Annotated in this window: 22 protein-coding genes and 1 pseudogene; 14 read left to right on the forward strand and 9 right to left on the reverse strand. The window is 66.9% G+C overall.

The window, feature by feature from the left end; genetic code table 11:
• Nucleotides 1–5 precede the first annotated feature (5 nt).
• On the forward strand, nucleotides 6–203 hold the full coding sequence (locus tag PI990_RS30520; RefSeq protein ID WP_021217921.1) for a hypothetical protein: 198 nt from the start codon (nucleotides 6–8) through the stop codon (nucleotides 201–203).
• A gap of 525 nt (nucleotides 204–728) precedes the next feature.
• Here PI990_RS30520 and desA read toward each other — a convergent pair.
• A complete protein-coding gene (desA, locus tag PI990_RS30525) occupies nucleotides 729–1,916 on the reverse strand; it encodes a delta-9 fatty acid desaturase DesA (RefSeq protein WP_271659402.1) in 1,188 nt (395 codons plus the stop codon).
• Nucleotides 1,917–2,082: 166 nt separating this feature from the next.
• Here desA and dibA point away from each other — a divergent pair, with 166 nt between their 5' ends.
• The 6 genes from dibA to PI990_RS30555 all read left to right on the forward strand — a co-directional run bounded on the left by dibA (nucleotide 2,083) and on the right by PI990_RS30555 (nucleotide 8,441).
• Nucleotides 2,083–4,023 carry a phosphodiesterase DibA gene (gene dibA, locus PI990_RS30530; RefSeq protein WP_271659403.1) on the forward strand — a complete coding sequence of 647 codons (1,941 nt, stop codon included), beginning with the start codon at nucleotides 2,083–2,085 and terminating at the stop codon, nucleotides 4,021–4,023.
• A gap of 223 nt (nucleotides 4,024–4,246) precedes the next feature.
• A complete protein-coding gene (gene oscA / locus PI990_RS30535) occupies nucleotides 4,247–4,429 on the forward strand; it encodes a sulfur starvation response protein OscA (RefSeq protein WP_271659404.1) in 183 nt (60 codons plus the stop codon).
• Between the two features lie 139 nt (nucleotides 4,430–4,568).
• A complete protein-coding gene (locus PI990_RS30540) occupies nucleotides 4,569–5,579 on the forward strand; it encodes a sulfate ABC transporter substrate-binding protein (RefSeq protein WP_184491841.1) in 1,011 nt (336 codons plus the stop codon).
• Nucleotides 5,580–5,743: 164 nt separating this feature from the next.
• The gene (cysT, locus tag PI990_RS30545; protein WP_021217926.1) at nucleotides 5,744–6,562 is read left to right on the forward strand and encodes a sulfate ABC transporter permease subunit CysT; all 819 of its coding nucleotides are present in this window, start codon (nucleotides 5,744–5,746) and stop codon (nucleotides 6,560–6,562) included.
• A gap of 13 nt (nucleotides 6,563–6,575) precedes the next feature.
• The gene (cysW, locus tag PI990_RS30550; protein WP_271659405.1) at nucleotides 6,576–7,448 is read left to right on the forward strand and encodes a sulfate ABC transporter permease subunit CysW; all 873 of its coding nucleotides are present in this window, start codon (nucleotides 6,576–6,578) and stop codon (nucleotides 7,446–7,448) included.
• A 3-nt stretch (nucleotides 7,449–7,451) separates the two neighbouring features.
• A complete protein-coding gene (locus PI990_RS30555; protein WP_043245278.1) occupies nucleotides 7,452–8,441 on the forward strand; it encodes a sulfate/molybdate ABC transporter ATP-binding protein in 990 nt (329 codons plus the stop codon).
• A gap of 233 nt (nucleotides 8,442–8,674) precedes the next feature.
• Here PI990_RS30555 and PI990_RS30560 read toward each other — a convergent pair whose 3' ends face one another.
• Nucleotides 8,675–9,079, reverse strand: coding sequence for a hypothetical protein (locus tag PI990_RS30560; protein WP_184491843.1), 405 nt, complete (start codon nucleotides 9,077–9,079; stop codon nucleotides 8,675–8,677).
• Nucleotides 9,080–9,210: 131 nt separating this feature from the next.
• Here PI990_RS30560 and PI990_RS30565 point away from each other — a divergent pair, with 131 nt between their 5' ends.
• Together PI990_RS30565 and PI990_RS30570 are read left to right on the forward strand one after the other, a co-directional pair.
• Nucleotides 9,211–9,999 (forward strand): MmyB family transcriptional regulator, encoded by a 789-nt coding sequence (locus tag PI990_RS30565; RefSeq protein ID WP_271659406.1) that lies wholly within the window; start codon nucleotides 9,211–9,213, stop codon nucleotides 9,997–9,999.
• Between the two features lie 141 nt (nucleotides 10,000–10,140).
• A complete protein-coding gene (locus tag PI990_RS30570) occupies nucleotides 10,141–10,881 on the forward strand; it encodes a hypothetical protein (RefSeq protein WP_263402480.1) in 741 nt (246 codons plus the stop codon).
• Between the two features lie 286 nt (nucleotides 10,882–11,167).
• Here the strand turns inward: PI990_RS30570 and PI990_RS30575 are convergent, their stop codons facing one another.
• Nucleotides 11,168–11,692: an Mpo1 family 2-hydroxy fatty acid dioxygenase gene (locus PI990_RS30575; RefSeq protein ID WP_271659407.1), complete on the reverse strand. Its 525-nt coding sequence runs from the start codon at nucleotides 11,690–11,692 to the stop codon at nucleotides 11,168–11,170.
• Nucleotides 11,693–11,783: 91 nt separating this feature from the next.
• On the opposite strand from PI990_RS30575, the gene PI990_RS30580 reads away from it, so the two are divergent.
• Nucleotides 11,784–12,473: a Crp/Fnr family transcriptional regulator gene (locus PI990_RS30580; RefSeq protein ID WP_271659408.1), complete on the forward strand. Its 690-nt coding sequence runs from the start codon at nucleotides 11,784–11,786 to the stop codon at nucleotides 12,471–12,473.
• A 4-nt stretch (nucleotides 12,474–12,477) separates the two neighbouring features.
• Here PI990_RS30580 and PI990_RS31700 read toward each other — a convergent pair.
• Nucleotides 12,478–12,930, reverse strand: a pseudogene (locus PI990_RS31700) (methyl-accepting chemotaxis protein); the annotation flags it as partial.
• A gap of 598 nt (nucleotides 12,931–13,528) precedes the next feature.
• The gene (locus tag PI990_RS30590) at nucleotides 13,529–14,539 is read right to left on the reverse strand and encodes an AraC family transcriptional regulator (protein ID WP_184491855.1); all 1,011 of its coding nucleotides are present in this window, start codon (nucleotides 14,537–14,539) and stop codon (nucleotides 13,529–13,531) included.
• A 99-nt stretch (nucleotides 14,540–14,638) separates the two neighbouring features.
• Here PI990_RS30590 and PI990_RS30595 point away from each other — a divergent pair, with 99 nt between their 5' ends.
• Together PI990_RS30595 and PI990_RS30600 are read left to right on the forward strand one after the other, a co-directional pair.
• A complete protein-coding gene (locus tag PI990_RS30595; protein ID WP_271659410.1) occupies nucleotides 14,639–15,706 on the forward strand; it encodes a fatty acid desaturase in 1,068 nt (355 codons plus the stop codon).
• Nucleotides 15,707–15,882: 176 nt separating this feature from the next.
• Complete coding sequence (locus PI990_RS30600) at nucleotides 15,883–16,047, forward strand: rubredoxin (protein WP_021220460.1); 165 nt, start codon at nucleotides 15,883–15,885, stop codon at nucleotides 16,045–16,047.
• Nucleotides 16,048–16,056: 9 nt separating this feature from the next.
• Here PI990_RS30600 and PI990_RS30605 read toward each other — a convergent pair whose 3' ends face one another.
• Together PI990_RS30605 and PI990_RS30610 are read right to left on the reverse strand one after the other, a co-directional pair.
• On the reverse strand, nucleotides 16,057–16,965 hold the full coding sequence (locus PI990_RS30605; RefSeq protein WP_271659411.1) for an autotransporter outer membrane beta-barrel domain-containing protein: 909 nt from the start codon (nucleotides 16,963–16,965) through the stop codon (nucleotides 16,057–16,059).
• Nucleotides 16,966–16,998: 33 nt separating this feature from the next.
• Nucleotides 16,999–17,565: a TetR/AcrR family transcriptional regulator gene (locus PI990_RS30610; RefSeq protein WP_271659412.1), complete on the reverse strand. Its 567-nt coding sequence runs from the start codon at nucleotides 17,563–17,565 to the stop codon at nucleotides 16,999–17,001.
• Nucleotides 17,566–17,656: 91 nt separating this feature from the next.
• Here PI990_RS30610 and PI990_RS30615 point away from each other — a divergent pair, with 91 nt between their 5' ends.
• Nucleotides 17,657–18,397: an SDR family oxidoreductase gene (locus PI990_RS30615; protein WP_021220457.1), complete on the forward strand. Its 741-nt coding sequence runs from the start codon at nucleotides 17,657–17,659 to the stop codon at nucleotides 18,395–18,397.
• A 159-nt stretch (nucleotides 18,398–18,556) separates the two neighbouring features.
• The gene (locus tag PI990_RS30620) at nucleotides 18,557–19,147 is read left to right on the forward strand and encodes a 2-hydroxychromene-2-carboxylate isomerase (protein ID WP_271659413.1); all 591 of its coding nucleotides are present in this window, start codon (nucleotides 18,557–18,559) and stop codon (nucleotides 19,145–19,147) included.
• A 3-nt stretch (nucleotides 19,148–19,150) separates the two neighbouring features.
• Here PI990_RS30620 and PI990_RS30625 read toward each other — a convergent pair whose 3' ends face one another.
• The gene (locus tag PI990_RS30625) at nucleotides 19,151–20,362 is read right to left on the reverse strand and encodes an HDOD domain-containing protein (RefSeq protein ID WP_021220455.1); all 1,212 of its coding nucleotides are present in this window, start codon (nucleotides 20,360–20,362) and stop codon (nucleotides 19,151–19,153) included.
• A gap of 211 nt (nucleotides 20,363–20,573) precedes the next feature.
• The gene (gene gabT, locus PI990_RS30630; RefSeq protein WP_271659414.1) at nucleotides 20,574–21,854 is read right to left on the reverse strand and encodes a 4-aminobutyrate--2-oxoglutarate transaminase; all 1,281 of its coding nucleotides are present in this window, start codon (nucleotides 21,852–21,854) and stop codon (nucleotides 20,574–20,576) included.
• Nucleotides 21,855–21,945: the final 91 nt, after the last annotated feature.

Consider the following 21,945-nt stretch of genomic DNA (forward strand, 5'->3'; position numbering starts at 1 on the left):
ACACTATGCAACGCAATCTCTTTGTTACTGCCGCTTTCACCGCTTTCGCCCTGTCCTTCACCCAGTTCTCCTTCGCCGAAGAGTCGTCCGCCTTTGTTGCGCGAAATGCGCAGTATGAGCAGCGCGCCCAGGACGCCGCCCAGCAACAGGCCATCGCCAAGCAAGGCACCGAGCGCAAGGCCGAGTCCGGCCAGGACAGCTGATCGACCCGCTCCACCTCCTCCTTACCTCCTGACGTCGATGTGATTGCTCCTTTCGACGTCTTGTTCCAGCCGCCCTCCCCCGGGCGGTTTTTTTTGGCCGCGTTTCAGAACCAGGCGTGTGTGGGCGGTGCAGGGGGAGTGGGAGGGTAGGAGCGAATTCATTCGCGATGGAGTGTCCAGCCACACGCAGCAGGGGGACGGCGGTAAGTCTTTCGCGGCTGAAGCCGCTTCTACAGATGGCACGGGCCCAACCCCGCAGCGGTGGACCGGTGAAGCGGGGTCCACCCTACATCGCCTGGCAGCTCGTGCCCGCACGGACTTCCCCGCTGGGTAGGGTGGATAGCGCTCTTCTATCCACCAAGCGGACTCGCCCCACACACCAACACCTCGCCCCTCTCCCGGAGAAGCGAATTCATTCGCGAAGGGGCGGGCACGCATCGTTGGCCCTCGCGGGCTCGGCACCAACCTGCGGACACGCCCATGAAAAAGGCCGGCAATGGCCGGCCTTCTTCGGGGTCGTTGCGATCAGGCCATGGCGGCCGGGCGCAGCGAGTAGGTCTTGAGCTGCTCGGCGAAGTCGCGCAGGGACTGGATGCCGCTGGCCTCGGCCTCGTGCACCCACTGCTTCATGGCTTCGAGCATGTCGTGGCCGTTGGCGCTGGTCTTGACCCAGATGTGCTGCAGGGCGAGGCGCTTCTCGTAGATCACCTTCAGCGCCTGGCTCTGCTCCAGCATGGCGGCGATGCGCGCATGGTGGCGTTCGTCCAGCAGGCTGGTCTCGCGGGACAGCAGGCGCTTGGCGCGGCGGAACAGGTGGCGCACCGACTCGTCGGCCTTGGCCAGCTCCTGTTTCACCAGGGGCGCGATCACCAACTTGCGGTACTGCGCCATGATCTGGAACCGGTTGTTGAGGATGGCCATGGCGGTGTCCATGTCCAGGCTGCCCTTGCCTTCCACGCGGTGGGCGATGGGCGCCACGCGCTGCACCTTGGCCAGGCGCAGGAAGCTGAACAGCTTGATCCAGGCCCAGCCCAGGTCGAATTCCCACTTCTTCACCGACAGCTTGGCCGAGTTCGGGTAGGTGTGGTGGTTGTTGTGCAGCTCTTCGCCACCGATGAGGATGCCCCAGGGCACCAGGTTGGTGGCGGCGTCGCGGCATTCGAAGTTGCGGTAGCCGACGGCGTGGCCGAGGCCGTTGATGACGCCGGCGGCCCAGACCGGGATCCACATCATCTGCACCGCCCAGATGGTGATGCCGGCAACGCCGAACAGGGCGAGGTCGATGGCCGCCATCAGGAACACGCCACCCAGGGGGTAGCGGGAGTAGACATTGCGTTCGAGCCAGTCATCCGGGCAGTTCTTGCCGTAGATGCGCAGGGTCTCTTCGTTTTCGGCTTCCTCGCGGTACAGCTCCGCGCCGCGGCGCAGGACGGTACCCAGGCCCTTGATCACCGGGCTGTGCGGGTCGTCGACGGTTTCGCACTTGGCGTGGTGCTTACGGTGGATCGCGGTCCATTCGCGGGTGTTCATCGCGGTGGTCAGCCACAGCCAGAAGCGGAAGAAGTGCTTCAGCGCCGGGTGCAGTTCCAGGGAGCGATGGGCGGAATAGCGGTGCAGGTAGACCGTGACGCCGACGATGGTGATATGCGTCATCACCAGGGTGGCTGCCACCAGTTGCCACAGCGACAGATCGAGAAAACCGTTGTACCACATGGAGTGCGTAGCCTCGGGGGAAGGAAGGGCGAGGTTGTCGGACAAACACCGGCATTATCCCCATGAATTGTGAGAAAACCATCCTGTTCTTTAGATAAGAAAGAGATGAATCTCCATTCATCTATAATGCGAAACCGATCACATCTGGCATGGCCTCGACTCACCTATGAAACCCAAGCTCAGCGCCGTGAAACTGGTGCTGCCCTACTTCCTCCTCGCCAGCGCCTGGATACTCTTCAGCGACCATCTGCTGCCCTTGCTGAGCCCCGATGGCAGCCGCCTGGCGCTGCTGCAGTCGGCCAAGGGGCTGCTCTTCGTGGCGGTCACCAGCGGCCTGCTGTACCTGCTGGTGTGCCTGCACATGCGCCGCCTGCGCGCCTACCTGCAGGCCCGCCGCGAACAGGAGAGCAGCCTGCGCCAGGCCGCCGCGGTGTTCGACGCCACCCAGGAAGGGGTGCTGGTCACCGATGCCGAGCAGCGCATCGTCCACGTCAACCGTGCCTTCGCCCGCATCACCGGCTTCGAGGAGAGCGAGGTGCTGGGGCAGACCCCGGTGCTGTTCAAGTCCGGCCGCCACGACGAGGCCTTCTACCAGTCGATGTGGAACGCCCTGAAGAACCGCCATGCCTGGAGCGGCGAGGTGTGGAACCGCCGGCACAATGGCGAGGTGTACCCGCTGTGGCAGAACATCCGCGCCATCCACGACGAAGACGGCCTGCTCACCCATTACGTGGCGGTGTTCTCCGACGTCAGCGCCATCAAGCGCTCGCAGAACGAGCTGGACTACCTGGCCCACCACGACCCGCTGACCAACCTGCCCAACCGCCTGCTATTCACCGAGCGCGTCGAGCACGCCCTGGAGCGCGCCCGCCGGGAAGGCAGCGAGGGCACGGTGATCCTGCTGGACCTCGACCACTTCAAGCACATCAACGAAAGCCTCGGCCACAACCACGGCGACCTGCTGCTCAAGGCCGTGGGCGAGCGCCTGGCCACCCTGATGACCGGCGGCATGACCCTGGCACGCCTGGGCGGCGACGAGTTCGGCCTGCTCTGCGAGGGCTCCAGCCCGGAACAGGCGGCGGACCTCGCCGGGCGCATCCAGCAGTGCCTGGCCGCGCCCTTCCACCTGGCCGAGCAGAACCTGTTCATCAGCGCCAGCCTGGGCATCAGCCTGTTCCCGGGGGATGCCGAGAACGTCGAGCAGGTGCTGCGCAACACCGACTCGGCGCTGTTCAAGGCCAAGAGCGTGGGCCGCGAGACCTTTGCCTTCTATAGCCAGGAGCTGACCGAGCAGGCGCGCCAGCGCGTCGAGCTGGTCACCGCGCTGCGCCAGGGCCTGGAGCAGGACGAGCTGCGCCTGGTGTTCCAGCCCATCCACGACCTGGCCGATGGCCGCCTGATCGGCGTCGAGACCCTGGTGCGCTGGCAGCACCCGCAGCGCGGCCTGGTGCCGCCGGCGGAGTTCCTGCCGGTGGCCGAGGAAAGCGGCCTGATCGGCGCCATCGACGCCTGGGTGCTGGAGCGTGCCTGCCGGCAGATGCGCGACTGGACCGAGCGCGGCCTGCAGCTGTCGTTCATCGCGGTGAACGTGTCCTGCCGCCTGTTCAGCCGTGGCGAACTGGACACCCGCGTCGCCCGCGTGCTCGCCGACACCGGCCTGGAACCGGGGCGCCTGGAGCTGGAGATCACCGAGAGCGCGGTGATGGAGGACCCGGACACCGCCCTGGAGCTGCTCGACCGCCTGTGCAAGCTCGGCGTGCGCCTGGCCATCGACGATTTCGGCACCGGCTATTCGTCCCTGCAGCGCCTCAAGCGCCTGCCGGTGCACAAGCTGAAGATCGACCAAAGCTTCGTGCAGAACCTTCCCGACGACCGCGACGACATCGCCATCGCCAAGGCCGTTACCGCGCTGGGCCACAGCCTGGGCCTGGAGGTGCTGGCCGAAGGCATCGAGCACCAGCGCCAGGCCGACTTCCTCCGTGGCCTGGGTTGCGACCATGGCCAGGGCTACCTGTTCAGCCGCCCGCAGCCGGCCCAGCAGCTCGAGGAAGCCTGGCAGCTTTCCCCCTCGGGCGGCGCCACCCCGCAACAGATCAGCCTGCTCTGACCCCTTCTCTCCGGTGGGCCAACGCCCGCCGCGCGTCACTCCGCCCGGAGCGGGCGGACCTCTGGCCAGCAGGGCGCCGAGCGATTCGGCTCAATCTAACCATTGGTTATATAAAAATTCTTAAACAGTATTTTTAAGAATATTCATGCCCTGATTAAGATGCGCCCAAGCCACGCGAACCCCCTGTTCACCGACGCGGGCATCCCATCCAAGGAGCATGACCATGAGCGCAACACTCCGCAGCTTCGAAGGCCAGGACGAAGCCAGCATCCTGCGTGAAATCCAGAGTGCCCTGCACGGCCTGCGTTTCGGTGCCGTCGAGATCACCGTGCACAACGGCCAGGTGGTGCAGATCGAGCGCAAGGAAAAATTCCGCCTGCAACCGCCCGCCGGCAAGAACAGCTGACCCGAACACCCGACCGAGTCGCCGGAGGGGTCAACCCGATACGCGAACCGAGTCGACTGCGACGTGTGCCGTGAACGCCCGCCGCGCCTGAAACAACCTAGCCAACAGCATAAAAACTCAGAATTCAGGAGCTTCATCCATGTCGATTCGCCGCTTCGCCCTGGCCACCCTGGCCAGCGCCCTGCTCACCACCCTGGTCGCCGGCCCGGTCGCCGCCGCCACCGAACTGCTCAACGTCTCCTACGACCCGACCCGCGAGCTGTACCAGGAGTACAACGCCGCCTTCATCAAGCACTGGAAGGCCCAGGGCGGTGAAGACCTCAAGGTCCAGCAATCCCACGGCGGTTCCGGCAAGCAGGCCCGCGCGGTGATCGACGGCCTCAAGGCCGACGTGGTGACCCTGGCCCTGGCCGGCGACATCGACGAGCTGCAGAAACTCGGCAAGCTGATCCCCGAAAACTGGCAGACCCGCCTGCCGCAGAACAGCACCCCCTACACCTCGACCATCGTGTTCCTGGTGCGCAAGGGCAACCCCAAGGGCATCAAGGACTGGGGCGACCTGACCAAGGCCGGCGTGGAAGTCATCACCCCGAACCCGAAGACCTCCGGCGGCGCCCGCTGGAACTTCCTGGCCGCCTGGGCCTGGGCCAAGAAGCAGTACGGCAGCGACGCCAAGGCACAGGAATACGTACAGGCGCTGTACAAGCAGGTTCCGGTTCTCGACACTGGCGCCCGCGGTTCGACCATCACCTTCGTCAACAACAACATTGGCGACGTGCTGCTGGCCTGGGAAAATGAGGCCTTCCTGGCACTCAAGGAACAGGGCGGCGAGAACTTCGAAATCGTTGCGCCGAGCCTGTCGATCCTCGCCGAGCCGCCGGTTTCGGTGGTCGACAAGAACGTCGACAAGAAGGGCACCCGCAAGGTCGCCGAAGCCTACCTGCAGTACCTGTACAGCGAGGAAGGCCAGCGCATCGCCGCGAAGAACTTCTACCGCCCCCGTGACGAGAAGGTCGCCGCCGAGTTCGCCAAGCAGTTCCCGAAACTGGACCTGGTGACCGTCGACAAGGACTTCAACGGCTGGAAGGAAGCGCAACCGAAGTTCTTCAACGACGGCGGCATCTTCGACCAGATCTACCAGGCGCAATAAGCCGAAGCTGCAAGCTGCAAGCTGCAAGCTGCAAGCTGCAAGAAAATGGGTGGGGCGCAGGCCCCGCCCGGACAAGGGGAAGCGCGAGCTTCCCTTTGCCGTGCCCGGGCCGGTGATATTCCGGTGGCGGGCTTGAGCGTTCCAACGCAGAAAAAGGACAGATGATGTCTCGACGTATCTCCCCGGTCATACCCGGCTTCGGGCTGACTCTGGGGTACACCCTGGTGTATCTCAGCCTGTTGGTGCTGATTCCCCTGGGCGCCATGTTCCTCAAGACCTTCGACCTCACCTGGGTGCAGTTCTGGAACATCATCAGCGCACCCCGCGTACTCGCCGCACTCAAGCTCAGCTTCGGCACCGCGCTCGCCGCCGCCGTGCTCAACGGCCTGATCGGCACGCTGCTGGCGTGGGTCCTGGTGCGCTACGACTTCCCCGGCCGCAAGATCATCGACGCGATGATCGACTTGCCCTTCGCCCTGCCCACCGCCGTGGCCGGTATCGCGCTCACCGCGCTGTACGCGCCGGCCGGCCTGGTGGGCCAGTTCGCCACCGACCTGGGCTTCAAGATCGCCTACACCCCGCTGGGCATCACCCTGGCGCTGACCTTCGTCACCCTGCCCTTCGTGGTGCGCACGGTGCAGCCGGTGCTGGCCGACATCCCCCGCGAGGTGGAAGAGGCCGCCGCCTGCCTGGGCGCCAAGCCGCTGCAGGTGTTCCGCCACATCCTCCTGCCGGCGCTGCTGCCCGCCTGGCTGACCGGCTTCGCCCTGGCCTTCGCCCGCGGCGTGGGCGAGTACGGCTCGGTGATCTTCATCGCCGGCAACATGCCGATGAAGACCGAGATCCTGCCGCTGCTGATCATGGTCAAGCTGGACCAGTACGACTACACCGGCGCCACCGCCATCGGCGTGCTGATGCTGGTGGTCTCCTTCATCCTGCTGCTGCTGATCAACCTGCTGCAGCGCCGCATCGAAACCCCTTGAGGAGGCCCACGTCATGAGTAGTGCAACCCTGACCGCCGCCACCTCCGCCAACGCAGCCCGCCGTGGCAACCTGTGGGGCCGGCGCGCGCTGATCGCCGGCGCCTGGCTGGTGTTCGGCATCTTCCTGCTGCTGCCGCTGTACATCGTGCTCAGCGAAGCGCTGAAGCAGGGCTTCGGCACCTTCTTCACCGCCATCTTCGAGCCCGATGCCCTCGCCGCGCTGAAGCTGACGGTGATAGCCGTGGCCATCTCGGTGCCGCTGAACCTGGTGTTCGGCGTCGCCGCCGCCTGGTGCGTGAGCAAGTTCGAGTTCCGCGGCAAGAGCATCCTGGTCACCCTGATCGACCTGCCCTTCTCGGTCTCGCCGGTGATCGCCGGCCTGATCTACTTGCTGCTGTTCGGCGCCCAGGGCTACTTCGGCGAGTGGCTGTCGGACCGGGATATCCAGATCGTCTTCGCCCTGCCCGGCATCGTCCTGGCCACCGTCTTCGTCACCGTGCCCTTCGTCGCCCGTGAGCTGATCCCGCTGATGCAGGAACAGGGCACCCAGGAGGAAGAGGCCGCGCGCCTGCTCGGCGCCAACGGCTGGCAGATGTTCTGGCACGTGACCCTGCCCAACATCAAATGGGGCCTGATCTACGGCGTGGTGCTGTGCACCGCGCGCGCCATGGGCGAGTTCGGCGCGGTGTCGGTGGTTTCCGGCCACATCCGTGGCGTCACCAACACCCTGCCGCTGCACGTCGAGATTCTCTACAACGAGTACAACCACGTCGCTGCCTTCAGCGTCGCCAGCCTGCTGCTGATCCTCGCGCTGGTCATCCTGCTGCTCAAGCAGTGGAGCGAGGCCCGTTTGTCCCGTCTTAAATCCAGCGCTGATGAGGAGTGAGTCATGAGCATCGAAATCCGTAACGTCAGCAAGAACTTCAACGCCTTCAAGGCGCTCAACGACATCAACCTGGATATCCACAGCGGCGAGCTGGTGGCCCTGCTCGGCCCGTCCGGCTGCGGCAAGACCACCCTGCTGCGCATCATCGCCGGCCTGGAGACCCCGGACGCCGGCAACATCGTGTTCCACGGCGAGGACGTATCCCAGCACGACGTACGCGATCGCAACGTCGGCTTCGTGTTCCAGCACTACGCCCTGTTCCGCCACATGAGCGTGTTCGACAACGTCGCCTTCGGCCTGCGCATGAAGCCCAAGGGCGAACGCCCCAGCGAACCGGAGATCGCCGAGAAGGTCCACGAGCTGCTCAACATGGTGCAGCTGGACTGGCTTTCCGACCGCTACCCGGAGCAGCTCTCCGGCGGCCAGCGCCAGCGCATCGCCCTGGCCCGCGCCCTGGCGGTGAAGCCGAAGATCCTGCTGCTGGACGAACCCTTCGGCGCCCTCGACGCCAAGGTGCGCAAGGAGCTGCGCCGCTGGCTGGCGCGCCTGCACGAGGAGATCAACCTGACCTCCGTGTTCGTCACCCACGACCAGGAAGAAGCCATGGAAGTGGCCGACCGCATCGTGGTCATGAACAAGGGCGTGATCGAGCAGATCGGCTCCCCGGGCGAGGTCTACGAGAAGCCGGCGAGCCCCTTCGTTTACCACTTCCTCGGCGACTCCAACCGCCTGCAGCTGGGCGATGACCGCCATGTGCTGTTCCGCCCCCACGAAGTCTCGCTGTCCAAGGAGGCGGAGGAAGAACACCAGGCCGCCGAAGTGCGCGACATCCGCCCCCTCGGCGCCATCACCCGGGTGACCCTGAAGGTGGACGGCCAGGACGAGCTGATCGAAGCCGAAGTGGTCAAGGACCACGACAGCCTGGTCGGCCTCGCCCGTGGCGAAACCCTGTACTTCAAGCCCAAGGCCTGGCAGCCCGTCGCACACGGCTGATCGCCGTAACGCAACGACAAAGCCCCTCATCCGAGGGGCTTTTTCATGGGCGCAGATGTAGGTTGGGCCGAAGCATGAGGCCCAACGCAACGGACCCGACCCCGGCACCGTTGGGCCTCGCAAGCTCGGCGCCAACCTACGGCCCCGCCCTGCCAGCCCGACACATCTCCACCCGGCCAGACCCCGCCCTTTCGTGGGAGCGAATTCATTCGCGAAAAAGCAGGGTGCCCGAGTTATCCACAGACCGCTTCGGCGGAGCGCTTGAGCCCGAAGAACTGCAGTTCGGCGAACAGCACCACCGCCAGCGCCTGGGCGATCACGAAGGCCTGGCCCAGCAGGGTCGGCTGCACCCAGCCGCTGACCAGCAGCAGGAGGCTGTCCACCACCCAAACGGCGTTGACCGCGATCACCGCCCACACTGCGCGGCGGTCCAGGGTTTCGCGGCGGGCCAGCCACAGCAGCACGGCGCACCAGGGCAGCATCGACAGGCCGGCACCGGTGAGCAGCGCGGCGGGCAGCGCCAGCAGGGACGACAGCGGGCCGGCGCCCAGGGTCATCAACAGGCCGGCGGCACCGCTGACCAGGGCATCGAGTTGCAGGACGCGGCGCAGCAGGGGGGACGGTTGCACGGTGGTCATGGCGAATCTCCTCGGTGGGGGCGGCCCGGCGGTTGCCGGTGCCTGGGTCGCAGGATTCGCCGATCGGGGAAGCGCGTCGATTACCTGCCAGGTAATGGCCGGGATTCCCCCGCTCGACTATCGTCGCTGCCATGAACGCACCCACCCATCCCGTCGGCGCCCTGTTGCGCCAATGGCGCCAGCGGCGCCGCCTCAGCCAGCTCGACCTCGCTTGCGACGCGGAGATTTCCACCCGCCACCTGAGCTTCGTCGAAACCGGGCGTGCCCAGCCCAGCCGCGAGATGCTCCTGCACCTGGCCGAGCAGCTGGACATTCCCCTGCGCGAACGCAACCGCCTGCTGGCCGCCGCCGGCTATGCGCCGCTGTTCCCCCAGCGCACCCTGGACGACCCGGCCCTGGCCGGTGCGCGCCAGGCCATCGAGCAGCTGCTCAAGGCCCACGAGCCGAACCCGGCGCTGGCCATCGACCGCCAGTGGAACCTGCTGGCGGCCAACGGCGCGGTGATGGCGCTGATCGCCGGCGCGTCCCCTGCCCTGCTCGCCCCGCCGCTCAACGTGCTGCGCCTGACCCTGCACCCTGAAGGCCTGGCACCGCGCATCGTCAACTTCGGCCAGTGGCGCGCCCACCTGCTGGAGCGGCTGCTGCACGACATCGAGGTGAGCGGCGATGGGGAGCTGCAGGCCCTCTACGACGAACTCGCCGCCTACCCGGCACCGCCCGTGACCGACGCCCTGCCCGCCGACGGCGTGCTGGTGCCCCTGCAGCTGGATACGCCCCTGGGGGTGATCAGCTTCATCAGCACCATCACGGTGTTCGGCACCCCGGTGGACGTGACCCTGTCCGAGCTGGCCCTGGAGACCCTGTTCCCCGCCGACCCGGAGAGCGCCGAGCGGCTGCGGCGGATCCTCCGAATGGGATGATTTGTCGCCCGGCGGTCATAAATCACTCTTTCGGGTAATACCCTCCAGCCCCCGGCGCAGTAGGCTGGGCGCGCACCGATTGGTGCCCACACACCTCATCGCTTTGTCTGCTCACAACAACAACAAAAGGAGCACGCCGGGATGCTTTCAGACGCTCTAGCACGCGCTTTTATCGGATTGCTGCTCAGCCTGGTCGGGGCCGGGATGGCCCTCGCCGCCGAGCTCGCGCCCATCGACCAGGTACAGATTCACGCCTGCCGCGCCACCAGCAGCCTGCTGCTGTATCGCGGCGAAGGTTTCCAGGAAACCCACAAGACCCGCTTCGACGCCGACATCAAGGCGCTGGAGGCCGCGTTCCAGAGCGTGCCGCAGCCCAGCGACGGGTTCCGGCAGAAGTACCGCGCCCTTGTTACCCAGTTGCAGCAGGGTGTTTCCTACGGCCACAACGAGGATGACGTGCCCTGGCGCTTCCCCCAGGAACTGGCCAAATCCCTGCGTGAACTGCTCATCGCCGCCCGCTCCACCCCCGGCAACACCGCCGATGGCGAGCTGCCGGCCAAGGTGGAATACCTGGCGGTGCAGTACCTCAGCCGCGCCTACATCGGCACCTTCGAGATCGCCCGGGAAAGCAACGACACCTACATCGGCCAGGACGAACGCACCCTGCTGCCGGCCATCGATGCGCAGCTGCAGCCGATGGACAAGAACGACCCGGCGGTGGGCAAGCTGAAGACCCGCTGGAGCTTCCTCAAGACCGCCCTCAGCGATATGAACAGCCAGAGCAACACCCTGGTCAGCGCCTCCGGCCGGCCCTATGCACCCATGATGGTCGACCGCCACGCACGCTCGATGAGTGCGCAGTTGCTGACCAAGGGTGGCTGAGGGAAAGGGGTAGCGCGGGTTATCCACAGGGCGGAGCCAGGCTCAACACCGTAGCGGTGGACCGGTGAAGCGGGGTCCACCCTACAATCGTGCCCGCACGAGCTACCCCGCTGGGTAGGGTGGATAACGCTCTTTTATCCACCAGGCGGACTCGCCCCATACACCGAAGCCTCACCCCTCTCCCGTGAGCGAATTCATTCGCGATGGAGCGGCCGGCCACTCGCAGTCGAGAGCCGGCGGTGAGCCTTTCGCGGCTGAAGCCGCTCCCACAGGGGCGCGCATCACCTCAGGCGGTGGCTTTCTTCTCGCGGATGCAGGTCGGGCCGGCGCGGTGTTCGATGGCCTGCTCCACTTCCTTGCGCATGCCGAGCATGAAGGCCAGTTCGGCGACGACGAACAGCGGGCCGACCACCAGGCCCATGAGGTCGTCGACGAAGGCGGGCTTGCGGCCTTCGTAGTAGTGGCCGACAAACTGGATCACCCAGCCCACCACGAACAGGCCGAGGCCGGCGCTGAGCCACAGGGCGGTGGATTGCACCGCCAGCGCGGTGCCGACCCAGAGGCTGAGCCAGAGCAGCGCGGTCATCACCAGGCCGAAGCGCAGGTCGAGGCGAAAGTAGAAGACGGCAGAGGCCAGCGCCACCAGGGCTGCAGGAGATATCCACAGGCCGGCGACAACCATGCCCGGGCGCGACAGCAGCACGGCCACGGCGACCACTATCAGCGGGATGCCGATGAAGTGGCTGAAGATATTGCGCCGGTCACGGTGGTATTCGGCGTACTGGGAAAGATGGTCGACGAGGGTTTTCATTGTTATGTCCTCAGGTTGCAGGCAGTTGCGCCGATAATGGCGCCTGTACTGACCTATCCTCTGTCAGCTAGCCGACAAAGCCCATCGCCCGATGCCCGAACTTTCCGACTGCCGTACCCAATTGCTCACCGGCCACTGGTTCGCCGGCCTGCCCGCGCCCCTGCAGGATGCGCTGGTGGACCAGGCACGCCCGCTGAGCCTGGCCCCCGGCGAGTGCCTGTTCCGCCGGGGCGACCCGCCCTGCGGGCTCTATGCGGTGCTCGAAGGCGCGGTGCGCATCGGCGTGAGCGCGGAGAACGGCAAGGAGGCGTTGCTGATCCTGGAGGAGCCGCCCCACTGGTTCGGCGAGATCTGCCTGTTCGATGGCCAGCCACGCACCCATGACGCCTTCGCCGAAGGCCCGACGCAGCTGCTCAACGTGCCCCAGGCGGCCTTGCAGAAGATGCTGGAGGCGGAGCCGGCCTGGTGGCGCGAGCTCGCCCTGCTGATGAGCCAGAAACTGCGCCTGGCCTTTATCGCGCTGGAGGAGATGAGCCTGCTGCCGGCACCGCAACGCCTGGCACGGCGGCTGTTGATGATCGCCGAGGGCTACGGCGAGACCAGCGGCCAGCGCCGGGTCATCCACCTGGCCCAGGAACAGCTGGCACTGATGCTGGCGGTGTCGCGGCAGACCACCAACCAGATTCTCAAGGAGCTGGAAGCCCAGGGCGTGGTGCACCTGAACTATGGCGAGATCGAGATCCTCGACCTCACCGGCCTGCGCAAGGCCGCGCGGCTATAGCGGTTCAGGCCGGCCCGCGCAGGGCCTCGGCGAGCTGACGGCCCACCGTCACCGCCTCTTCCAGCTGCGCTTCCAGGCGCACCATCTCTTGCCGCCAGGCCTGCTGGCTTTCGTGCTGCAGCGCCCAGTGATCCGGCAAGGGCGCCAGCGCGTCGTGCAGCTGCACGCCCTGCTCGTCCAGCCCGTCCATCAGCCCGCCGAGGGGCTCCAGCGCGGCTACGCCTGCGGCCAGCCCGGCGTCCTGCCCGGCCAGGTGGGCCACGGCAGCGGCGGTCTGTTGCTGGATATCTTCGGCCATGCGCCCCACTTCCTCGGTGGCGCCGGCGGTGCGCGCGGCGAGGTTGCGCACCTCGTCGGCGACCACGGCGAAACCACGCCCGGCATCACCGGCGCGGGCGGCTTCGATGGCAGCGTTTAGCGCCAGTAGGTTGGTCTGGCTGGCGATGGACTGGATGCTCTGGGCGACCTTCTGGATCTCGCCGCTGCGCTCGGCCAGGGCCTGCACGCGCTCGCGGCCGGTGCCGCTCTCGGCGAGCAGCGCGGCGAAGGCCTGGCGGGCCGTGTCCAGATCGGCGCGGCCTTCGGCACCGGCCTGCTGCAACTGTGCGGCGAGCTGTTCGAGGCGATCGAGATCGGGCGGTACGACGCCCGCGTCATGGCGCTGCAGCCAGATGGCGCCCTCGTCCAGGCGCTGGCGCAGCAGGGTATCGAGTTGGGCGGCAATGCCTTGCAGACGCAACCGCTCGGCAGCATTGCGATCAGCCTGCACCGCCAGCTCCGCCAGGCGCGGGGCCTGGTCATCCAGGGGTTCGTCGCGGGGTTCTTCCGGCACCTTCCACGGGCCCAGCCAGGGCCACAGCGCCAGCACCAGGTAGGCGGGGATGCTCCAGGCGAGCGGCACCTGCCAGCGCGTATAGACCAGCATCAGCAGGGCCAGGCCCAGGGTGTGGAGCGCGACGGCATAGGGATGGCGGGCGTAGGCAGGACGCATGGGCTTCTCGGGGTGGTTCTTGTAATGGGGCAATTCTGGCGGCTCGGCTGGCGACTGGCCAGTTCTAGCGCACCAGGCTTTCTCGGTACTGACTCGGTGCCTGGCCGGTCCAGCGCTTGAAGGCACGGCTGAAGCTGCTGGTGTCGGCGAAACCGAGCAGGTAGGCGATTTCGCTGATGGAGCAGCGTGGGTCGCGCATGTGCACCAGCGCCAGGGCCTGGCGGGTGTCGCTGAGCAGTTGCTCGTAGCTGCTGCCCTCCTCCGCCAGGTGCCGTTGCAGGCTGCGCAGGCTCAGGTGCAGGGACTGGGCAATGCGCTCGGCCGACGGCTCGCCATTGGGCAGCTGGGCCTCCAGGCAGGCGCGCACCTTGCGCGCCCAGGTGGGCACCTGCAGCTGCTCCAGGGTGCGCTTGAGCACCGTTTCGTTGTGCTCGGCCAGCTCGGGGTTGGCGTCTTCCAGGCGGCGTTCGAAATCCGCGCGGGCGAATTCGATCAGGTCTTCCGGGGCGCCGAAGTGCAGCGGGCAGCGGAACACCTGGTGCCAGGGCGCGGGGTCGGCCGGCTGCGGGCGGCGCAGGTGCACGGCCAGGGGCGCATAGTCGCGGCCCAGGCGGTTGCGGCAGGTGCGCACGTAGATGGCGGCGAAGGCGTCTACGGCCTCGGGTGCCGGTGCGGGGCCCTCCTCGGGCACACGCAGGCGGAATTCGTAGCGCTCGCCGTGCAGGGTCAGCTGCAGGGCCAGGGCATCGCTGACCACCTGGTGGTAGCGCTCGATGCGCTCGAAGATCTCCCGCAGGCTGGCGCTGGCCACCAGCGCGTAGCCCAGGGCGTGGAAGGTGGTGGGGCTGAGGTAGCCGGAAATCTTCAGGCCCAGCGCCGGGTCACCGCTGGCCGTGACCGCCAGCTGCCACAGGCGCGTGGTGGCGGAGAGCGGGTAGCGCGCGTTGGGGTCGTCCATCAGCGCCGGGTCGAGGCCGGCCTGGCGGCAGAGGCCGTCGCTGTCGAGGCCGAGCGCATCCAGCTGCTTGCGCAGGGCTCGGGTCCAGCTGGCGAGGGTGGAGGGCTCGTCGCTCATGCAGGTTGGCGTATCCGGTCAACAGGTTGGCGTTCAAGGTCAGGCGTGGCGCGCACCGCCTCGGCAGAGTGGGCACACGACGAACAAGAGGATGTAAGCATGTCCCCGACGACCGCAAGCCCCGCAAAGCTGAATGATCAACAGCGATCAGCCCATATTCGTGAAGTGGTGATGGCCCATGGCGTGGAGCTGCGCCAGCGCTACCCGATCCTCAACCGCCAGGACCTGCTCGGCGCCAGCATCCTCGCCTTCGCCCTCGCCGGCATGGTCGGCTCGGCAGCGCTCTACCTGAACGGCACGATCGCCTGGTGGGCGTGCCTGCTGGTCAACGCTTTCCTCGCGTCGCTGACCCACGAGCTGGAGCACGACCTTATCCACAGCATGTACTTCCGCAAGCAGAAGGTGGCGCACAACCTGATGATGGCGCTGGTGTGGCTGGCGCGGCCGAGCACCATCAACCCCTGGGTGCGCCGCCACCTGCACCTGAACCACCACAAGGTTTCCGGCACCGAGACCGACCTGGAGGAGCGCGCCATCACCAACGGCGAGCCCTGGGGCCTGGCGCGGCTGCTGATGGTGGGCGACAACGTGATGTCCTCGCTGATCCGCATGCTTCGGGCCAAGAGCTGGGCGCACAAGAAGTTCATCCTGGTGCGCACACTGAAGGTCTATGCGCCGCTGGCGCTGATGAACTGGAGCGCCTGGTACGTCTTCCTCGGCTTCCACGCCATCAATGGCGTGAGCGCGCTGCTGGGTGCGCCGGTGGCCTGGTCGGAGACCACCCTGGCGGTGATGCAGGGCGTGGACATCGCGGTGGTGGTGCTGGTGGGCCCCAACGTGCTGCGCACCTTCTGCCTGCACTTCGTCAGCTCCAACATGCACTACTACGGCGACGTCGAGCTGGGCAACGTGATCCAGCAGACCCAGGTGCTCAACCCCTGGTGGCTGTGGCCGCTGCAGGCGTTCTGCTTCAACTTCGGCAGCACCCATGCGATCCACCACTTCGTGGTCAAGGAGCCCTTCTACATCCGCCAGATGACCGCCCCGGTGGCGCACAAGGTGATGCGTGAGATGGGCGTGCGCTTCAACGACATCGGCACCTTCGCCCGCGCCAACCGCTGGCAGGCGCAGCCGCAACCGGTGGCCGAGCGCGCACAGACCGCCTGACGCCTGCCGCGCGTCCCCGAACCCCACGCCCCAAACCTAAGATGGGCCGCCTCGCGGCCCTTCTGCGCCTACTATCGCCGCCATTCCGCCCACGACAGCGCCCCGAGGCCCCCACGGCCCGGCGGGCGTTGCGCCGCGGAAAATCCGCTCAATCGTGAAGAACAAGAGGTACCGGCATGAAAACCTGGATCTGTGTGGTCTGTGGCCTGATCTACGACGAAGCCAAGGGCTGGCCCGACGAGGGCATCGCCGCCGGCACCCCCTGGGCCGATGTGCCCGAGGACTGGATCTGCCCCGACTGTGGCGTGGGCAAGATGGATTTCGAGATGCAGGAAATCTGAGGCACGGCCTCAGTACTTCAGGCTCATGCGCAGGGCCAGGCCGTTGTCCCGCGACTCGGTGGCCCAGTCGCCCTCGTAGGCCATGCCCAGGCTCAGGGCCTGGTCCAGCTGCCAATCGAGCATCAGGCCGAGGTGGATGACGTCGCGGGCGAGCTGCGCCTCGCCGGCGCCGTCTTCATCCCCGAGCCGGCGATCGCCGCTGTTGCGCCGCCAGGCCGGGATCACCCGCGCCACCAGGCGCTGGTCGGGGCCGAGGGTCCAAGCGGTGGTGCCGCGCAGGCCGAAGGTGGCCTGCAGCAGCTCGTCCCGTTGTGACCCCACATCAGCCTGGTGCTCGCTGTCCTGGCGCAGCCAGGCGAGTTCGCTGAAGCCTTCGAGGCTGAAATCGCGGTAATCCAGTGAATAGCTCAGTTCGCCGAACAGCTGCCCGCCCCGGGCATCGGCGGCGGGCGCGTGGCCGTCCACCCGGTGGCTGTCCAGCAGCAGGCCGGTCTTGAAGCCGATCTGGTTGTAGAACTTGGTGCCGAGGTAGGCGCCGAGCTGGTAGCCGTCGAGGCGCGCATCGTCGCTGCCGGCCTCCAGTTCCGTGCGGGACAGCCCGGCCGTGGCGCCCAGCACCCAGTCGCCCACCCAGCGTTCACTGCCCAGGGCGATGCCGGCGACAGTCCGCTCGCGGCTCGGCGCCGCCCCCGGCCCGTCTGCGGAGCCGTGGCTGGCGTAGGTCCGCGCCCAGTAAGGCTGCTGCCCGTCTTCGGGTTCGCCCTCACGGAAGGAGAAACGCAGCTGCTGGATGCGGTCGAGCACCGCCTCACGGGTAAAGCCCGCGTCCTCCAGCAGCGTGGCACGGGTGGCCTGGTGCAGGTCGCCGGCGAATACCGAAGGGGCCAACAGCAGGCAGGTGAACAGGGACGCGCGCATGGGTTCTCCGAGGACGGGCGGCTGTGGATAACTCTAGCCGCGCCGCTCCAGCGCTTGCATCAACAAGGTGCGGCCGGCACTGAGCACCTCTTCCTGGCGCGATTCGCTGGCGAGCATGCGCGCGATCACCAGGGCGCCGACGCACTGGGAGATCACCGCCCAGGCCAGCTCGCCGTCTTCGAGTATCTCGGCCCAGGCCTGCTGCAGTTGCAGCATCCAGTGCTCGGCGGTCTCGCGCACCGGCAGGTCGGCGCGGGCGATCTCCGCGCCCAGGGCGGGAATCGCGCAGCCGCCTTCGGCGTTGTGAACATGGGCCATGCTCAGGTAGTGCTCGAGGCAACGCTGCAGGCGTGCCTGGTCGAAGCCTTCGCCCTGGGCGACCTGGCCGATCAGGCTGCGCGACAGCTCGCGCTCGACGATGGCGGTGAACAGGTCGTCCTTCGACGGGAAGTGGCTGTAGAAGGCGCCGCCGGTGAGGCCGATGGCCTTCATCAGGGCGTCCACGCCGGTGCTGGAGAAGCCGCCGGCCTTGGCGATGGCGCCGCTGCTTTCCAGCAGTTTCTGCCGGGTTTCTTCCTTGTGAGTGGGGGAATAGCGCATGTCGACCTCCATAAAACGCACTGCTTGACGCGGGTTGGACTGTAGCATAACGTCCGTTCAGCTAACGACCGTTTAGTTAAAGGTGACTGCCATGAATACCGAATCGAACAACAACAAGGTGGTGCTCGTGATCGGCGCCGGTGATGCCACCGGCGGCGCCATTGCCCGGCGTTTCGCCCGCGAGGGTTATATCGCCTGCGTGACTCGGCGCAGCGCAGACAAACTGCAACCGCTGGTGGACAGCATCCGCGCCGAAGGCGGCCAGGCCCACGGCTTTGCCTCCGATGCGCGCAAGGAAGAGGACGTGACCGCGCTGGTGGAGCAGATCGAGCGCGAGATCGGCCCCATCGAAGCCTTCGTCTTCAACATCGGCGCCAACGTGCCCTGCAGCATCCTCGACGAGACCGCGCGCAAGTATTTCAAGATCTGGGAGATGGCCTGCTTCTCCGGCTTCCTCACCGGCCAGGCGGTGGCGCGGCGCATGGTCACCCGTGGGCGCGGCACCCTCCTCTTCACCGGCGCCACGGCGGGCCTGCGCGGCGCGGCCAACTTCGCCGCCTTCGCCGGTGCCAAGCACGGCATCCGCGCGCTGGCGCAGAGCATGGCGCGCGAACTGGGGCCACGGAACATCCACGTCGCCCACGTGGTAGTGGACGGCGCCATCGACACCGACTTCATCCGCGACACCTTCCCCGACATCTACGCCCGCAAGGAGCAGGACGGCATCCTCGACCCGGAGCACATCGCCGAGAACTACTGGTTCCTGCATAGCCAGCCGCGAGATGCCTGGACATTTGAACTCGACCTCCGCCCCTGGATGGAACGCTGGTAGGTGTGCAGCCGACCGGCTGCGCGACGCTCAGGCGTTGTTGGCGATCTCGTGCGAAATGCTCATTGGCAGAAGCCAACTCCGCTTTCACCCGGGCTCGCCGCCTAGCCTGAACGTCGCTCGCGCGGTCTCACGAATTCGCTGACAAGAACGAGAAAAACCATGAGCAAGAACGTCGAATTCTTCTTCGATCTGGGCAGCCCGGCCAGTTACCTGGCCTGGACCCAGCTACCTGCCCTCTGTGCCCGCAAGGGCGCGACCCTGGTGTACCGGCCGATGCTGCTGGGCGGGGTGTTCCAGGCCACGGGCAATGCCTCGCCCAATGCGGTGCCGGTGAAGGGCCGCTACTCGATGATCGACCTGGACCGCCACGCGAAGCGCTATGGCGTGCCGCTGGTGTTCAACCCGCACTTTCCCATCAACACCCTGACGCTGATGCGCGGTGCCATCGGTGTACAGCTGCACCAGCCGGAGCGCTTCGAGGCCTACCTGGAGGCGATGTTCAAGGCGATGTGGCAGGAGCGGCGCAACCTGGGCGACCCGGCGATCCTCGGGGCGACCCTGGTGGAAGCCGGTTTCGATCCCCAGGCGCTGCTGGCGCTGGTGGGCGACCCGGCGGTGAAGGACGCACTGAAGGCGACCACCGAAGAGGCGGTCAAACGTGGCGTGTTCGGGGCACCGACCTGCTTCGTCGGCAGCGATATGTTCTTCGGCCAGGACCGCCTGGACTTCATCGAGGAAGCCCTGGGCTGAGCCTCAGGCCTGCAGCAGTCGCGCCGGCAGGCGCCGCAGCAGGTCGGGGTCGAGACGCAGCAGGCGTGCGGCGCGCTCTTCCAGCAGTTCGCCCACGTCCTGCCCCACGGGCAGGCGCAGCAGGCTGGCGCAAAGGTTCATCGCCAGCGCTTCACGGGAGAAGACCCCGGTACCCAGGCCGTAGAAGGCCGCCACCAGCTCGCGCAGGCCGAAGGGCAGGCGCCAGCGAATGCGCAGCGCGGAGCCGAAGCTGGCGGCGCGCTTGCGCAGGGTTTCCAGCAATTCCTCGTCGCTCAGCCCGCCACCGGCGTCCTGCCAATCCTGCAGGCTGCGCAGCAGGGCCAGTTCACCCATGTTGTGCAGCAGGCCGGCGGTGTAGCAGAGCTCGGCATCGAGATCGAGTTCGCTGGCCATCCAGTAGCCCAGCTCGGCGCTGCGCTGGGACGATTTCCAGGCGATCTCGGCCAATTCGGCCAGGCGCGGGTCATGCAGGTGGGCGTTGCGCTCCAGGGCCATGCCCAGCACCAGGTTGAGCACCCGGGTGACGCCCAGGCGGTGCAGGGCCTGGCCGAGGGTCTGGCAGGGCACGCCGAGGTGATGGGCCGCGCTGTTGGCGGCGGCGATCAGCTTGGCGGTGATCTGCGGGTCACGGGAGAAGACGTCGTCGAGGTCGCGCAGGTCGACATCGCTGGCCTGCAGGCACTGGCTGACGGCGTCGCGCACATCGCTGAGCAAGGGCGCGCCCTGCCCTTCCTCGCGCACGCTGTCGAGGTATTCCTTGAGGGTGCTGACCAGCAGCGAAGCGACCGCGCTGTGCGCCTTGTTCGCCCCCGGCAGCAGGCTGCCCAGGCGCTGGCGCAGGCCCTCGGCATTGAAGGGCTTGCCCAGGTAGGCGGCGGGCGCCAGGGGCAGTGCCGCGCGCACGCTGCTGGCATCGACCTTCTCGCTGATGAGGATGAAGGGCAGCACCGGCGTACGCGGATGGCGCCTGAGCTGGCGCAGCAGTTCCAGGCCGCCGCCGCCCTGCAACTCGCCGTCGGCGATCACCAGGTCGGGCAGGCGCCGCTTGCAGCGGGCCAGGGCGGCCTGGGTATCGGGCACGCGCACCACGCTGGCATCGCCACGTACATCCAGCACCAGTTGCGCGAGCAGGTCCGCCGTCCAGGGGTCGGCCTCGGCAATCAGGATTTCCGGGACCTTGGCGTGGGCGGGCATGTGAACCTCGAAGGGCAGCGCGATCCAGGGGCGTGGCCTGGAAGCCGGGAATGCGATGGAGTTGGCAAAAAGTGAGCGCGCAGTCTAAACCGCACCCCACGGACTGGATAGTGGCCTTTTGGGGGTATTGACCACTTGGATAGGAACGGCTTGACGCAAGGCAAAAAAAGGCCCGCCGAAGCGGGCCTCAAATACGCCTGGCTGGTGAGCCTCAGGCGAGTTCGTCGAAGCACTCGGCGACAATGGCCAAGCCTTTGTCGAGCTGTGCATCGGGAATGGTGACCGGCATCAGGAAGCGGATGACGTTGTAGTAGGTGCCGCAGGACAGCAGGATCAGGCCCTTGTCGCGCGCCTTGGCAACGATCTTGCCGACCAGCTCGGCGGCCGGTTTGCTCTCGTCGCCGCCTTCGAACAGTTCGATGGCAACCATGGAGCCGAGGCCACGGACGTCGCCGATGACCTTGTGCTTGGCAGCGATGTCACGCAGGCCGGCCTTCAGGCGTTCGCCCACGGCCTGGCTGCGCTCCAGCAGTTTCTCTTCGTCGAAGACCTTGAGCACGGCCAGGGCCGCGGCGCAGGCGATCGGGCTGCCGGCGTAGGTGCCGCCCAGGCCGCCGGGGGCGATGGCGTCCATGATCTCGGCCTTGCCGCACACGCCGGAGATGGGGAAGCCGCCGCCAACGGACTTGGCGAAGGTGGTCAGGTCCGGGATCACGCCCAGTTGCTCGGTGGCGAAGAAGGTGCCGGTACGGCCAGCGCCGGTCTGCACTTCGTCAGCGATCAGCAGGATGCCGTGCTGGTCGCACAGGGCGCGCAGGCGCTGCATGAAGGGCTTGGAGTTGACGTAGAAGCCGCCTTCACCCTGCACCGGCTCGATGATGATCGCGGCGATGTCCTGGGGCTGGGCGTCGTTCTTGAAGATGCGCTCGATGCTGGCGATGGAGTCGTCTTCGCTCACTCCGTGCAGCTCGCACGGGGCCAGGGCGCGGAACACGCCACCGGGCATCAGGCCCATGCCGGCGGAGTACGGAACCACCTTGCCAGTCAGCGACAGGGTCATCATGGTGCGGCCGTGGTAGGCGCCGGTGAAGGCGATCACGCCGGCGCGGCCGGTGGCGGCACGGGCGATCTTCACGGCGTTCTCGACGGCTTCGGAGCCGGAGGTGACCAGCAGGGTCTTCTTGGCGAAGTCACCCGGTACGCGCTTGGCGATCTCTTCGCAGAGCTCGATGTAGGGCTCGTAGGCCAGCACCTGGAAGCAGGTGTGGGACAGCTTGGTCAGCTGCTCCTGAACGGCGGCGACCACTTTCGGGTGCAGGTGGCCGGTGTTCAGCACGGCGATACCGCCGGCGAAGTCGATGTACTCGCGGCCTTCCACGTCCCAGACGGTGGCATTCTCGGCGCGCTCGGCGACGACCGGGTGGATCTGGCCCACGCCACGGGGAACAGCGGCGGCACGGCGTTGCAGGATGGATTCGTTGGTCTTGCTCATGGTTTCCTCACGGCCGCTCATCGGGCGGCGCAGCTTCAAGGATGAATGCCCCCGGCAGGTTGCAGCGCAGCATTCGATGATCGACTGCGCA

The sequence above is a fragment of the Pseudomonas sp. TUM22785 genome, assembly GCF_028198105.1.
Lineage (GTDB): Bacteria > Pseudomonadota > Gammaproteobacteria > Pseudomonadales > Pseudomonadaceae > Metapseudomonas > Metapseudomonas solani.

Coding starts and splice junctions, on each gene's coding strand:
- cysW (WP_271659405.1), top strand. CDS start 6,576: ATGAGTAGTGCAACCCTGACCGCCGCCACCTCCGCCAACGCAGCCCGC.
- desA (WP_271659402.1), bottom strand. CDS start 1,916: ATGTGGTACAACGGTTTTCTCGATCTGTCGCTGTGGCAACTGGTGGCA.
- PI990_RS30560 (WP_184491843.1), bottom strand. CDS start 9,079: ATGACCACCGTGCAACCGTCCCCCCTGCTGCGCCGCGTCCTGCAACTC.
- cysT (WP_021217926.1), top strand. CDS start 5,744: ATGTCTCGACGTATCTCCCCGGTCATACCCGGCTTCGGGCTGACTCTG.
- PI990_RS30595 (WP_271659410.1), top strand. CDS start 14,639: ATGTCCCCGACGACCGCAAGCCCCGCAAAGCTGAATGATCAACAGCGA.
- PI990_RS30600 (WP_021220460.1), top strand. CDS start 15,883: ATGAAAACCTGGATCTGTGTGGTCTGTGGCCTGATCTACGACGAAGCC.
- gabT (WP_271659414.1), bottom strand. CDS start 21,854: ATGAGCAAGACCAACGAATCCATCCTGCAACGCCGTGCCGCCGCTGTT.
- PI990_RS30540 (WP_184491841.1), top strand. CDS start 4,569: ATGTCGATTCGCCGCTTCGCCCTGGCCACCCTGGCCAGCGCCCTGCTC.
- PI990_RS30590 (WP_184491855.1), bottom strand. CDS start 14,539: ATGAGCGACGAGCCCTCCACCCTCGCCAGCTGGACCCGAGCCCTGCGC.
- PI990_RS30620 (WP_271659413.1), top strand. CDS start 18,557: ATGAGCAAGAACGTCGAATTCTTCTTCGATCTGGGCAGCCCGGCCAGT.
- PI990_RS30520 (WP_021217921.1), top strand. CDS start 6: ATGCAACGCAATCTCTTTGTTACTGCCGCTTTCACCGCTTTCGCCCTG.
- PI990_RS30615 (WP_021220457.1), top strand. CDS start 17,657: ATGAATACCGAATCGAACAACAACAAGGTGGTGCTCGTGATCGGCGCC.
- PI990_RS30570 (WP_263402480.1), top strand. CDS start 10,141: ATGCTTTCAGACGCTCTAGCACGCGCTTTTATCGGATTGCTGCTCAGC.
- PI990_RS30575 (WP_271659407.1), bottom strand. CDS start 11,692: ATGAAAACCCTCGTCGACCATCTTTCCCAGTACGCCGAATACCACCGT.
- PI990_RS30555 (WP_043245278.1), top strand. CDS start 7,452: ATGAGCATCGAAATCCGTAACGTCAGCAAGAACTTCAACGCCTTCAAG.
- PI990_RS30580 (WP_271659408.1), top strand. CDS start 11,784: ATGCCCGAACTTTCCGACTGCCGTACCCAATTGCTCACCGGCCACTGG.
- PI990_RS30565 (WP_271659406.1), top strand. CDS start 9,211: ATGAACGCACCCACCCATCCCGTCGGCGCCCTGTTGCGCCAATGGCGC.
- PI990_RS30605 (WP_271659411.1), bottom strand. CDS start 16,965: ATGCGCGCGTCCCTGTTCACCTGCCTGCTGTTGGCCCCTTCGGTATTC.
- oscA (WP_271659404.1), top strand. CDS start 4,247: ATGAGCGCAACACTCCGCAGCTTCGAAGGCCAGGACGAAGCCAGCATC.
- dibA (WP_271659403.1), top strand. CDS start 2,083: ATGAAACCCAAGCTCAGCGCCGTGAAACTGGTGCTGCCCTACTTCCTC.
- PI990_RS30610 (WP_271659412.1), bottom strand. CDS start 17,565: ATGCGCTATTCCCCCACTCACAAGGAAGAAACCCGGCAGAAACTGCTG.
- PI990_RS30625 (WP_021220455.1), bottom strand. CDS start 20,362: ATGCCCGCCCACGCCAAGGTCCCGGAAATCCTGATTGCCGAGGCCGAC.